The sequence below is a fragment of the Candidatus Profftia tarda genome, from assembly GCF_904848675.1.
Taxonomy (GTDB): domain Bacteria; phylum Pseudomonadota; class Gammaproteobacteria; order Enterobacterales; family Enterobacteriaceae; genus Profftia; species Profftia tarda.
The window spans coordinates 893208-908672 of record NZ_LR890047.1; the positions used below are offsets into that span (position 1 = coordinate 893208).

A 15465-nucleotide genomic window follows, 5' to 3' on the forward strand; every position below is an offset into this window, starting at 1 on the left:
ATTAATCCTGAGTCTCATCTCCAGCAATGTTGCATTGTTTTATCGAACACAAGAGATTATATATCATATGATGTATAAAGCTACAAGATTCATGAGATTAATTGGCATGAACATAAAAAGATAAGAAATATTAATATAATCCCCTCTCTTTACGAATCAAGTATTACAATTTTCACAGATACATCAAACCAAAGTATGCACTTTTATTCTAAAACAATAATATTATGAGAAATATCTTGCACTTTTGATGTTACAGTATGCTTTTCTATCTTGAGATCCTGAACATTATTCTTCATACAGCAAAATCAAGTAAAATTTTAGAATAAGGGAATTATATACCAAAAAACAGAATCTTATGCAAATTCTCATCAGTAGACAATGACAGAAGCAGGGTAATAACATTACTATATACTGATAATCATTAATAATAGATATTATAATACTATACAGCATGCAGATATTTATTCTAATCTTTATAACTATAAAATTACACGCATCTGTATTTTTACAGTTCTTTCGGGCTATTTAATAGGCATGAATTTAACTCAGTTAAAATTTTAAAGAGCCTTACAAGAAACATTAAAATTAATGCTTATAAAAATACTAAATTATCATCTAGGTCTTATCTATATACACATAAACAATATCATGATGTTAAATAAAGTTTATAAAATTGTCACGTTATATATAAAACTTTCCGAAATTCCTAGATCTGTTAGAAAGTATATAATATTTATTTCAGAGAAACAGGGCTAATAATATTATCATTATCTTATCGTCTTAGACGATAGTATTTGCTATCGTAACTGATTTATGACGAATATACTACACTAAGTAAGTTTACTTATACCTAAGAAAAAGAAAAACTTATAAGAAATATTCCAGCACCAAAAATTTCTAACGCACCCCCCAGAAATACACAGCACTATAAATTAAACAGTATTGAAGTAGCAAAAAATAAACTTAAGATCCGCACTATATTATGTGTATAATATAATATTTACTAAATATGTTATTACTAAAAGTGTTATTAATGGAATATATTATTTATCTAATGCAAGTCTTAATTGTTTGGAAAATTAATAACATGCTTTTAGGATTTATATTTGCATAAGTTAATTAGCAGGTTTATAAGGATACTAGATGCGTTCTATCGAATCTTTAATTTATATTGAGGTTATATCATTGACTAGATTATACAAGCAGCAAAGACGAGGATCATTTAATATTCTCTAAATTTATTAATCAGGAAATACTACTAACATACGAATGATATTCGTTTTGATTCATCCAGATGCATAACATCTATAAAATATAATATGAGTATTCTAAGTAGCAGAATACAGGATAAGCTCGTATCATAATAACTGTATGAAAAAATAAGATCATGTATCATGTATCATGTATCATGTATCATGTTACATGTAACGCATTATACTTAATACTAATAGATAAAGACTAATCATATAATTATATTGTCACAAGCAATATTCTGGGTGATAAGATTCATAAAGTATGGAATCATTGGTTCAATAAAACTTTATTCTTGCTTTTTGATATTTGATAAGAACATGAGACAGAAATACTAAATGTAAAACACGAATAACACTGTTAGTGATTAACGTTAAAATTTATATTTACATAAATACACTATATCATAAAAACTTTTCTACCCTCATTTATTTAAAAATAATCTTTAGTTTAACAAAATACTTAATCTGCTCCAGATTAGTAAAATATATCGGTATATTCAATAAATAATTAGTGCATTTAACGAATGCTGTAACAACTTATGCGCCTCCAATAATAAATAAAAAGATAAAAGAGTTGTATACTGCATTATAGACTTCTAAGAGATTTGTTATAAGAGACTATAGCCTAAAGATTATTTTACTATTTTAATTTAAAAATCTGCTAATAATATGATTTTAAAAACAGAGGAAGGGAAAATGTATATTTATGTTTAGAAAAATATAAAAATTTTATCAGGATAAATCATTTTAACTTTTGAGGATATTAATGCTTTTATTATAATTTATCACTGTCATAGTTATTGTGTTTAATGTTCACTGTAGCATAATAGCCAAGATATATTTTATAGAGAGATGATATACTTCTAATATATCTAAAAATTTTTTTTATTCTATCAATAGCCTTGATAGTTAAGATTAGACAAGTGTTATAAACATTATATAAAATAAATAATATAATATTATTTATTGGTTACATAATATTTATGCATAAACATTTATAGCATGGAGATGTATCAGCTTCATTACATTTTAGTGTTGCCTGATTTTAATTTTATTATATAAATATTTCGCAAAATATTTATTAAAGCAAAAGGGCATATAAGGTCGAAGACCAAAAGATAGAGCAACACTATTTTAGATTGAGCATGATTTATAATCACTTAATACAGGATATATAATATTAAAACAGATGATTATGATAATTTATATATTGGAGGTACTCATCAGTAGATTCTAAAAAGATTACTTTTATCGACATGTTACATAATACTAATTAAAAATGATAAAATGATACGATATAGATAGCAAATATCACCTTATCACACTATATAGCCAATTATTCATACAGTAATAGCTATCTAGCTATCGCAATGATTTGTATATAAAACAATATAATTATAACGGCTATTATGATAACTAGAAGATCAAATTGAATATACTGAAGACAGAGAGGTCAATTTGTCTAGCAGAAATTTAAGAAACTCTCATCAGCATAGATTATTCAGTCGTCTTTTCAATCCTGCACTGAGCATTTTTTTATTATTAGCAATTTACGGTTTTTATCTTGATGAGCAAATTCGTGCCCGCATAAACGGTAGAGTTTGGCAATTGCCTGCTGCAGTCTATGGCCGCATGATAGACCTTGAGCCCGGCACACCCCATAGCAAAAAAGAAATAGTTAATTTATTAGAGAGCATGCAATATCGTAAAGTGGCTAATATTATACGTCCAGGTGAGTTCTCAGTAGACGGTAATAACATATATTTGCTGAGACGCCCTTTTAGTTTTCCGAATGGTCAAGAAAAACAAATACGTGTGCGTCTTTTATTTAGTAACGATCGCTTAAGTCAAATCCAGAATATGGAGAACCAGCGTCAATTTGGTTGCTTCCGCTTAGATCCTCGTTTAATCACTATGTTAGGATCAGCAAACGGTGAACAGCGTCTATTCGTGCCACGTAGCGGATTCCCAGATCTACTCGTATATACGCTTATTGCAACTGAAGATCGTCATTTCTACGAACATGACGGAATTAGTTTTTATTCTATTGGTCGTGCTATATTAGCTAATCTTCATGCTGGACGTGCAGTACAGGGCGGCAGTACCCTAACCCAACAGCTAGTCAAGAATCTTTTTCTAACTAATGAGCGCTCGTTTTGGCGTAAGATTAACGAAGTCTATATGGCTTTGATACTAGATTATAGATACAGCAAAGATCGCATCTTAGAACTATATCTCAACGAAGTTTATCTAGGACAGAGTAGTAGTGAACAGATCCGAGGATTTCCACTAGCAAGCCTATATTATTTTGGACGTCCTATTGATGAATTGAGTCTCGATCAGCAAGCGCTATTAGTAGGTATAGTAAAAGGTGCATCACTCTATAATCCATGGAATAATCCAAGATTAGCACTCGAGCGTCGTAATTTGGTCCTAAAATTATTAAAAGATCAACAAATGATAGATAAAGAACTTTATGACATTATCAGAGCTCGTCATTTAGGGGTGCAGCCAAAAGGCGGGGTAATTTCTCCACAACCTGCATTTATGCAGATGGTACGTCAAGAATTGCAGGAAAAACTAGGTAATCAGATCAACAACTTATCTGGCGTAAAGATATTTACTACATTAGATCCGTTATCACAGTATGCAGCTGAAAAAGCTATTGAAGATGGTATTCCATTACTAAAAAAAATGCATCATATTAATGATCTTGAAGCGGCAATGGTTATTGTTGACCGCTTGAGTGGTGAAGTGCGTGCAATGGTTGGTGGTTCTCTTCCTCAATTTGCGGGATTTAATCGTGCAATGGACGCTCGTCGTTCTATTGGTTCTCTGGCGAAGCCACCAACTTATCTTACTGCACTTAGCCAACCAAATAAATATCACCTGAATGCTTTGCTAGCAGATAAACCAATTTCGCTCAAACAACCAAACGGTAGTATATGGAGCCCGAAGAACTATGATCGTCAGTATCGTGGTCAAGTGATGTTAATAGATGCATTAACTAATTCTCTTAACGTGCCCACAGTAAATTTAGGAATGTCTTTAGGATTAGATCAAATCAGTTTAACATTGCAGAATTTAGGTATTCCTAAAGATGTAATTAATCCCGTTCCATCAATGCTGCTGGGGGCTTTGAGCCTTACTCCAATGGAAGTAGCACAAGAATACCAAACTATTGCTAGTATCGGTTACTTGGCTCCTCTATCTTCAGTACGTTCCGTTATTGACGAAAATGGGATGATATTATATCATAGTCTGCCTCAAGCACGCAGTATGATTTCTCCACAAGCTGCTTATCTTACACTATATGGTATGCAACAGGTTGTAGCACGAGGCACTTCTCATTCGCTAAACGCAAAGTTTAGTAAGTATCATCTAGCAGCAAAAACAGGTACTACAAACGACCTACGCGATAGTTGGTCAGCTGGTGTAGATGATAAAGAAGTTACTATAACCTGGGTAGGGCGTGATAATAATAGTCCAGCCCATTTAACTGGTGCAAGCGGAGCTCTTACCTTGTATAGTAGATACCTAGAATACCAAACTCCACGACCACTGAATTTAGTACCTCCAGAAGGTATTACCACTATGGGTATTGATGCATTAGGCAACTTTATATGCAACGACGGTGATTCACTCAAGATTCCTGTCTGGACAGAACATCCGGATAGATTGTGTGCATCTTCTAGTATACAAAAAATTGAGAAATTATCAAAGGCAGTAACAATAACAGATTGGATTTATGACCTGTTTAAATAGAACAATAATTAGTTGCTTAATAAATATTTTTTATTAAATGTATATATATTATAGGTTATACCTAAAATATATAAAATAGATGATTCAAGATCACATTATATTAATATAAGAAGTAATATGCTAAATTATATCATCAACATAAATTCAGTTAATCTAATAATATAAGAGTTTACTACTAAATAATAAAGGTTCTGTATAAGATTTTGGTCATATTACTATTATTATATAAAAATAATATGAAAGCTAAGTACATTCCTTTACAATAAATCAATATAAAGATAAAAATAAATATGAACAACGCGATAACCTAGAATATCTATTACATTATTCATACAAACTAGACGTAATATTCAGTAAAATATTACCCGATAGGACATACGATAATGTCTCAAGGCGTGCAAGTATAGAGTTATATGCTATACTAAAAAGATGACTTATAAATTAAATTTTGCATACTATCTCAATAGTATCCTTACTAGTATTTTAGGACCTCTTTGTTACTTAACACAAGATAGTAGTTGAATTTATTGCATCTTCTAAAATTTTGGAATTTTTTATTCTAAGGCTACAAGAATTCTTCTATTAATAATCAAGAATTTTTATTTCTTATATATCGCTATATTTTATTTACATGTCTTAATAGCCTGTATGCCTTAAGGATTGATTACAAAGATAGGCATCTCAAGAGTAGATAAGGACAGCTAAATAAGTATCGCAATAAACCAAAGAAATATTCTTTTAATACAATTATATAAGGACTCTATAAATTTGTATATTAAACATAGTCGTAATAATTGCTATATAAACATCCTTGAATAGACTAACACGCACTTTAAGTATGAATATGGATATTACAAAACAATAATTACAATATTTTATAATAACTGTAGCAATTTGCATTAGCAAATCTATTTAAATTTATTTTTTTTCAAAAAACATCTTGATTATATTACATGGTATTAATCTAAATACCCTCAATAATAATTATAAAAGCACTTATTTATTTTTTTAATTATAATTTATAATCATTCATTTATCTTGTTAATAAATGCATTATACACAATATTTAGTCTTTTTTAAATTATAGCAAGGTGACAATGAATTATTTGAGCACCATATACCCCAACAAAAATCATTATATAGATCAAAAAAATTTCTCACTTCATCGTAAGCAACAACATTTTTGCCGTTTTTCAGTGGCCCCAATGTTTAATAGAACTGATCGTCACTGTCGCTATTTTTATCGCAAGCTTAGCCAACAGACTATGCTGTATACAGAAATGGTAATGATAAATACCATTATTCACGGCAAGAGTGACTCTCTAGCCTATAGCGAAGAGGAGCACCCATTAGCGTTACAGCTAGCTGGTAATGATCCCAAATCTTTGGCATATTGTGCTAGACTCGCTGAGAAACGTGGTTATGACGAAATTAACCTTAATGTTGGCTGTCCTTCTCCCCGAGTACAAAAAGGATTTTTTGGTGCATGTATGATGAAGCACGCGCATCTGGTTTCCGATTTAATTAAAGCTATGCGTGATGTCACCTTTATCCCTATAACGGTAAAAACTCGCATAGGTATTGATTATCATGACAGCTATGAATTCTTGCATAATTTCATCGAGGTCGTATCCAATAAAGGCGAGTGTAACAGTTTTATAGTACACGCTCGTAAAGCATTGCTTTATACTCTAAGTCCAAAAGAAAATCGTGAGATTCCACCGCTGGATTACCAGCGTGTTTATAGACTAAAACGTAATTTCCCTAATTTAAATATCATCATTAACGGTGGTATAAAAACAATAGAACAAGCGAAAATACATCTAAATCATTTAGATGGAGTCATGATAGGTCGAGAAGTTTATAAAAACCCTGGAATTTTAGCGTATGTCGATCGGGATCTTTTTAACTCAACTGACTGTATCCCAAATAGCATGGAAGTTGTACGCTCATTATATCCATATATTGAGCGTGAGCTATCTAGCGGGACCAAATTAGGCAGTATAACTCGGCATATACTAGGTTTATTTCAAGGTATTGAGGGAGCCCAGCAATGGCGCCGCTATCTTACTCAAAATGCTTATAAACCAGGGTCTGGTATTGAGGTTGTTGAGGATGCTTTAAAATTTATAATAAATAAAAATCATGTACTCTAGTAGCAATCATCTGGTAAATGAAATTTTTTTAATAAGATATAACTGAGTGATAACAAATCTTTTATAGTATGAACCCCGAAAACAATAAACAGAGAACATAGTGTAGTAATAAACTTATTAAAGTATATATTTTATAATAAATAAATAATTACTATTTTATCTTTCAATAAAGAATTTAAATCTCGATAATAGCAACATGCCTCATAGCAACCGATCTTTTGTTTGAATCAAATTACTTTAGATGGTATAATAAGGCTAATATAATAATATTAATCTCGTTAAATGATAACAGTGCAATCTTGCTAGTATCTTTGAAAATGGCATAAACAAGTATAAATAAAAGATTTTTAGATATTTATCAGTCAAGTACTTTATGCCAGGAGAAATTAAAATATCCCTATAGTAAAAATCAAATAATCTGATAATGATATCTTTTTATTGATAAATTAACAATAAAATTTATTCTCCTCTTAATCCTTCAATATTAAAACAAATAATATAATTTTTTAAAAAACTGAACATGTATTAGTACAATTTCTTATGAATTTTTTTGAAAATATTATATTTATTTTTTATCTCAATATATTAGAATTATTTATACTATTCTCTTCTATCTCCATGGCCTTATAAATGATATTGTACAATTTGCAAAAAAGAGATTTCATCTACTTCTAAAAACTCAAATTATCTCTGATAAATATCTAGTATTACTAAAATATATCGCAAGAGTTAATATTTATTGTTTGAGTTGATGTCTAGTGAATATTTATACTTTAGAGATTACATACTAAAATTCATCAGAGTAGAAAAACCAAATGTTAATGCTAATAATTTTTTGATACATCCAACGTTGGATAATATATAGTCAGTCAAATTATTAGATTTATTTGCAATGCCTTAAATTATAGATACTAAGCAATATAAAATAGTTTATTAAATAAAATTATTCCTACAGCCTTTTAGAAGAAGTAGTGAAATAGCCTAATAAGATTAGACATTATACATAAGAAATTAAGTTAATATATCTCTAAATTAAATTTAAATAGAGTAGTGCTTTTAATTGACCTTTATAATAAAACCATCATAACTCCTATTTTACTATAGAAATATAGTACACTATAATATAACTTCATATAAGTTCTGCGAATTCTATTTGAGCTAATGTAGAGGCACTAATATAATATAAATACTTTTTCTTAGATCAATGGATAGGCGTGACAACACATAGAAAAACCATATACATAAAATATCGTAATACACGCATAAATCACCCATGTTTTTATTGATATTCCTATTATTGTAGTATAAGAACGAATAATTCGAAATTTAGTAATATGCTCTTAAAAGACAAATATTATCTCATTGCTATTTTCATTAGAAGATGTCAATGAATGTAAAAAGGAAACTACTTAGTTGATTAGCGGGAATTGATTCCTAAATTGCTAATAAATCAAAGATAACAAATCAACTACTCTACAAGATACCCTAATGATATAATGAAGTTGTTGAGGATCTTATTCCCTGATTATCCATTTACTAAAATAATAACTTAGATGCTGACCACGATAAATCTAGAGTGACTTATTATAACTCGGCAGAGAAAATATCGCATACATAAGTATTAATCAGGGCATCATATTTAGCATGTGCATAAATGAGTATTAAAAGGTAAGTCGTAAACCAGGATAAATTAGTGCAGAACTGATAAAACTCCATATTAACAAAGTATAAAGAGTCAATTAGTGAATAAATAAAAATACAAAAGAGTATTATAGATAATAATATTAGGCATGATAGATAGGTTCTAGTATCACAACAGAAAAGCACCATTCTAAATATGGCATGATCATATGCATATTAACGACAACTTTAAGACTGCTATATTGATATATCAGTTATAATTGCTCATATTATCTGTCATAGGTCATATATAAGATTAAATAGTGATCGAATTAAAAATAATCTTTATTCAGTAGAATTAATATTAATCATGCATTTGATTAGTGATTTCTAAAGGAATAAAGTATCTGCTATAAGCAGAAGATATATGAGCAGAAAAGTATAAACATAATCTTCTTGCATTTTTTGATTAATAACATTATGTAATTCATACTAAACATATATTAAATAGATATTTCAAGAAATGATGTTGATAAAAAATAAATTATTTTAGAGTTTTTAGTGCTATATATAGTTCAAAATTAATACGCAGATCAGTTCTGTAGTAATAAAATTTTGTGATAATAACCATATTATGGTATGAGGAATTCCTCGATCTTGAATAACGCACAAGATCTTTCTGCTTAATATTACAGTTTACAAGTTCATTTTAACAAAATTTCTAATCCAATCTTAGATTCAAACGACTGCACTTCGCGGAAAAGTAATATAATACTTTATAAAATTGATCTAAAAGCAATATGAAATCATTTCATCAATCGCTAGGGTAACGGTGAACAGGATCTGTTAGAAATAGAAATATTCATTCAGGTAAGGGTCATTATGGCTAAAGCTCTCGTAATAGTTGAATCCCCAGCAAAAGCTAAAACGGTAAGTAAATATCTAGGTCATAACTACGTAGTAAAGTCTAGCGTGGGTCATATCAGAGATTTATCAAGCATTAATTCATCCAATAAACGAGGATTCGTCGGTAAGGATACTAAAATAAAGAATGTAGTTAAAAAGCATGAGCACGAAGCGCTGATTAAGCGTATGGGATTAGATCCATATCGCGGATGGGAAGCTAACTATGAAATACTTCCAAGCAAAGAAAAAGTGGTTGCTGAGTTAAAAAAATTAGCAAAAGAAGTAGATCATATTTATCTCGCAACAGACTTGGACCGAGAAGGTGAAGCTATCGCCTGGCATTTGCGTGAGGTTATTGGGGGTGACCACAATTGCTATAGCCGTGTAGTATTTAATGAAATTACTAAAAAAGCCATTCAGCAAGCCTTCAATGAACCTGGTAAATTGAATATTAACCGAGTCCATGCACAGCAGGCCCGTCGCTTTATGGACCGCGTTGTCGGCTACATGGTTTCCCCGCTTTTGTGGAAGAAGATAGCCCGTGGTTTATCAGCAGGACGAGTACAGTCTGTTGCAGTTCGTTTAGTTGTCGATCGCGAGCGAGCAATCAAAGCTTTTATTCCTGAAGAATACTGGGAATTGCATGCTTATTTCAAGATACAGAATAAATACACAATAAATATGCAAGTTACCACTTGCAATAATAAAATATTCAAACCAGTTAATTATGAGGAGACTCAAAACGCTATTAAAGTACTGCAAAAAGCGTGTTATAAAATGTTAGATAGAGAAGATAAAAGAACCAGTAGCAAACCTTACCCACCATTCACTACCTCGACGTTACAGCAGGCATCCAATATACGTTTAGGCTTTAGTGTAAAAAAAACAATGATGTTGGCTCAGCGTCTATATGAAGCAGGCTATATTACTTATATGCGTACTGACTCGACAAATCTAAGTCAAGATGCAATTTATATGGTACGCGGTTATATTAGTAAAAGATTTGGCGAAAAATATCTACCGCAAGAACCGAATACTTATGAGAACAAAAAAAATTCTCAAGAAGCTCATGAAGCAATTCGTCCTACTGATATAAACGTGATGTCTGAGCATTTAAAAAATATGGGGGACGAAATAAAGAAACTGTATTCTATTATTTGGAACCAGTTTGTGTCCAGTCAAATGACCCCCTCAAGATATAGTTCTACTACTATTTTTGTTCAAGCAGGTGCGTATACGCTTAAGGCAAAAGGCAGTACCTTGCAGTTTGATGGTTGGACAAAGATTCAACCTCATATTCATAAACATAATGAAGATTGCAATTTACCCTTCATTGATATAGGTAGTACTCTAATTTTACAAAAGCTCATGCCAAGTCAGCATTTTACTAAACCACCTGTACGTTTTAATGAAGCGTCCTTGGTTAAAGAGCTAGAAAAACGTAGGATTGGTCGTCCATCTACCTATTCTATAATTATTTCAACAATTCAGGATAGAGGATATGTACGCATCGATCACCGCCGTTTCTACGCAGAGAAATTAGGAGAAATAGTCACCTATAGCTTAAAAGATAATTTCAGCGAACTTATTAACTATGATTTTACAGCCCATATGGAAGACGTTCTAGATCAGGTAGCGAATGCTAAAAAAGATTGGAAAATTGTGCTAGATAGATTCTTCCAAAGTTTCAGTAAGCAGCTTTTAATTGCTGAAAAAAGTCCGGAGGATGGGGGTATGCGTTCAAACCACATGGTAATGACAAGCATTTCCTGTCTATCCTGTAAACGCCAGATGGGCATTCGTACCGCAAGTACCGGTGTATTCTTAGGCTGCTCAGGATATGCCATGTCTCCAAAAGATAGATGCAAAAATACTATTAATCTTATTCCTGAGGATGAAGTACTAGAAGGAAGCGATATAGAAACTAATTCTCTACGTACAAAGAAACGTTGTGTAAAATGTGGTACTGCAATGGATGGTTACCTAATTGATGATCAACATAAACTACAAATATGCGGTAACAATCCCTCCTGCGAAGGTTATGATATTACACAAGGCAAGTTCCGTATCAAGGGTTATAATGGTCCAACAGTACAATGCAAAAAATGCAGCTTTGAAATGCATCTAAAAATAGGACGTTTTGGTAAGTACATAGCTTGTAGTAATAAAAATTGTAAAAATACCTGTAAAATACTAAGTAATGGTGAGATCTCACAACAGAAAGAAGATCCGGTTGAATTACCAGAACTAGCATGTAAAAAATCAGAGGCATACTTTGTTCTGCGTGATGGCGCTGCAGGAATATTTTTAGCTGCTAATACTTTTCCAAAATCGCGCGAAACACGTGCGCCCCTAGTGGAAGAATTGGCTCGTTTTAAAGAACGATTACCTGAAGCATTCACTTATATAGCTGATGCTCCTCAGAAGGATCCTGCAGGAAATAAGACTATTGTACGATTCAGTCGTAAGACAAAAAAACAATACATCTCTTCAGATCAGGATGGGAAATCTACCGGCTGGAGCGCATTTTTTATTGATGGTAAATGGATAGATAATATATTGATAAAATCATAATTTTAAGAACAACCACCCTAACATCATGAAATTTATTATCTAGAGATAATGCAAAATTTTTTCCTCGGTATCATCTTAGTTGATAGTCCTTTCATCACATTTTATTACTTCCTATCAAGTAGACAATAGTGGCGCCCATAGCTCTTATAGGAGCCACTTAAGCTAATATTCAGGGATGACATTATTCTTTTAGAGAGTGATGTCAGTCATTCCCTTTGTATAGAAGTTATTATAACTCTATTAATATACTAAGCTGTTATGTCAAGATTAATTAACTAGAAGACTGAATGTGATATTTGCTATCCAAAATACTAACATTAGACACTGTCTTGTGTATTAATTAAAGAAAGAAAGTAGCTCCTCTCATTAGTTCAAGTATGTTATTCAGTAAGTAATAAATATTGACCAGTATATATAAAATATTATAGGCCATAATGTATAATGATTATATCTTTTACGCTATATTATATATTTTCTGGAAGTACGGATGAATTATTTTCTATTACTTGCCTGATCCTGATTAAAATCATATTCAATATTATTTATTATGAAATTGTTCATATGCTTTATTATCTATTTTTATTATAATTCCTACAATACTCCTGCTTGCTAACTATAGGGTTAGTGGATAGAACACCAGAAGTTTAAGCATTTGTAAAAATATAGAAAAATCTCCGCTAGAGAGAATAGTAGGTCACATGTATTTCAACACAGAATTAATAAAATAATATAAAATAGGGCTAATAATATTCAATATCGGCTTGTGGAATATAGTTAGTTAGAAGATAAGAGGCTCTTTTCGAAAGATCTTTAACGTTTAATAATATATCGCTATAGAATCAATCTGGAAGCGTTTAGTCATCTAAAACATCAAGAAAAATTCTAATAACCTAAGAGATAGTTAATTATTTTGTTGAGCTTGCATACAGAACTACATTTCATACTATATTAATCTTTAGATTATATCTATCTGTTACAATTAAATTTATAGAGAAACCTAAAATAAGGTCAAATTTTTGATATCTTGCCCAAGAAGTTTTTTGATAGCTGGAGATAAAATACTAAATACTACGATGAGATTTCTATAAAATCTATTGATTATCATTATATCGTTATGTGAATTCATAAGACTTTCGGTCCCTAGTAAGTACGAAAATAAAAATAAGATACAGCAAGATAAAGTAAATAATAATATTATAATCGCATATTAGAAAGCAATTACCGTTATTTTAAAGTGATTAGATTGTGAATTTAGTAGAAAAAAATTTTTTTTATATTCTAAAATATATGTTTAGACATATTTATCATCACGTCATTGTATTTAATCTTTTAATTGACATGAAATTTCTAATGAATAAGAAATAACCTAGATAATTTTCAAGGAGAATAATCTTGTGATAAAGATAGCGGATAAAAAAATAGGTTTTATAGGTTGCGGTAACATGGGTAAGGGAATACTAAAAGGTATGATTGAAAGTAAGTTAATTCCAGCAGATAATATAACGGTATATAACCGCAGTATTAAAAGTAGGGATTCTATTAGTCAAGCATTTGGTAATAACAGTGCAAGCAGCGCTGCTGAAATTGCAAAGATAGCTGATATAATTATTGTTGGAGTTAAGCCAAATATTATTAGATATATTCTAAGAGCCATTCGTGATCTTATAAAACCAAGTGCGATTCTAGTTTCGATAGCAGCAGGAGTCACAATAAAGACGATAGAACTTGCCTTAAAAGATGGATGTAAAGTCGTAAGAGTGATGCCAAATATACCCTCACTAGTCAATGAAGGAATGTCTTCCATAACACCAAACAAACATGTCAAAAAAGAAGAAACTGCACTTATAAGCAAAATATTTAGAAGTTTTGGCAAAGCAGAGGTAATTCCAGAACATATCATCCATGCAGTAATTGCTGTCAGCAGTTCTTCTCCTGCTTATGTATTCATGCTGATTGAAGCTATGGTAGATATAGCAGTACTTGCAGGCATGTCCAAGTCACAATCTTATCTATTTGCTGCTCAAGCAGTAGTTGGCTCTGCTAAAATGGTACTAGAAACGGGCAAGCATCTTTCTGCCTTAAAAGATATGGTTTGCTCACTCAACGGAACTACGATGGAAGCAGTGAAGGTTTTGGAGGAAAAAGAATTCCGTGCAACCGTAATGGCCGCAATGCAATGTTGCATAAAAAAATCAAATAATATGAGTATTGAATAGATCCTTAGATATATTATTAATTATCTATATAATTTATTTTTATATTATTTAAGGGTAATTACTTATACAGCAATCTACTGCGTATTAAACAGTAGCATTGCTTGATTATTAATATAATAGATGAATAATATCAATTTTAAAATATTATTATCTTTTATAAAATAAATTACAAACTTATATAAATAATAAGCTATTTATTAATAGTTAACGTATGCGCAGTATTATAAAATATCTTATTTTATATAGTATGGCAAGCGCTATTTCTGATAAGAAATTATCAATTAATGTAAATATGCTTATATGTATCATTTTAATTATAAAAATCTTTTTCAATTTCAAGGTGAATCTTTAAAGGATACTATCCATAGCATTTAACTACGTTAATAATATGATCGTACTATCTATATCATTTGATAGTAAGTAAAATTCTAAACATAAGTATAAAATAAATAAAATACAGGGGCATTATTTGTTTAGTTCTTGATATATCAAGTATTCACGTATTTAGTGAAGGGATAAATAATATTTATAAAATAAATAGCTCCTAAATATAAAAATATTATTTTACCATCTTGCTATGCAACGCATAAAAAATTATATATGATTCATAAATCAGTCTTTTATCTTACCGCGGGATACTCAGAAACTCACGATGCATATAAGTAAAATGACTGTTTTGTCCAATAAATAAGGTGTTAAGTTAGGATATACTGTATATCCTAACTTAACCTAGAAAAACAAATAATATCAGATAGTATCTAAGCTAATTATATCTATAGATATAATACAGGATATACACAATAGAGCAGTATTTTTGATTTAAAAAAATCTAAGTGCAGGATCTACTCTTCTTTAAGATTCAATTAATCTATAATTCATATATTGTAAGTCTACTTAGATGGGAGAAATAATCATAAGTCATTTCAAATAGATGCAATTTCTAATGCTAGATAGCACGAACTATCATGTCAGAAT

General features: G+C 30.6%; 3 protein-coding genes and 1 pseudogene. All 4 read left to right on the plus strand.

Annotated features, from left to right (window positions below; translation table 11 throughout):
- Nucleotides 1-2675 precede the first annotated feature (2675 nt).
- A pseudogene (gene mrcB, locus KTT71_RS02535) lies at nt 2676-5018 on the plus strand (bifunctional glycosyl transferase/transpeptidase); the annotation flags it as partial.
- Between the two features lie 1205 nt (nt 5019-6223).
- Nucleotides 6224-7174: a tRNA dihydrouridine(20/20a) synthase DusA gene (dusA, locus tag KTT71_RS02540; RefSeq protein WP_246543857.1), complete on the plus strand. Its 951-nt coding sequence runs from the start codon at nt 6224-6226 to the stop codon at nt 7172-7174.
- Between the two features lie 2502 nt (nt 7175-9676).
- Entirely contained in the window at nt 9677-12274 is a 2598-nt protein-coding gene (gene topA, locus KTT71_RS02545) for a type I DNA topoisomerase (RefSeq protein WP_216782300.1), read from the plus strand.
- A 1442-nt stretch (nt 12275-13716) separates the two neighbouring features.
- Nucleotides 13717-14490, plus strand: coding sequence for a pyrroline-5-carboxylate reductase (proC, locus tag KTT71_RS02550; protein WP_246543863.1), 774 nt, complete (start codon nt 13717-13719; stop codon nt 14488-14490).
- Nucleotides 14491-15465 lie beyond the last annotated feature (975 nt).

What these genes read in the sequence shown, in the direction of transcription:
- proC (WP_246543863.1), top strand. Translation starts at nt 13,717, where the DNA reads ATGGGTAAGGGAATACTAAAAGGTATGATTGAAAGTAAGTTAATTCCA.
- dusA (WP_246543857.1), top strand. Translation starts at nt 6,224, where the DNA reads ATGTTTAATAGAACTGATCGTCACTGTCGCTATTTTTATCGCAAGCTT.
- topA (WP_216782300.1), top strand. Translation starts at nt 9,677, where the DNA reads ATGGCTAAAGCTCTCGTAATAGTTGAATCCCCAGCAAAAGCTAAAACG.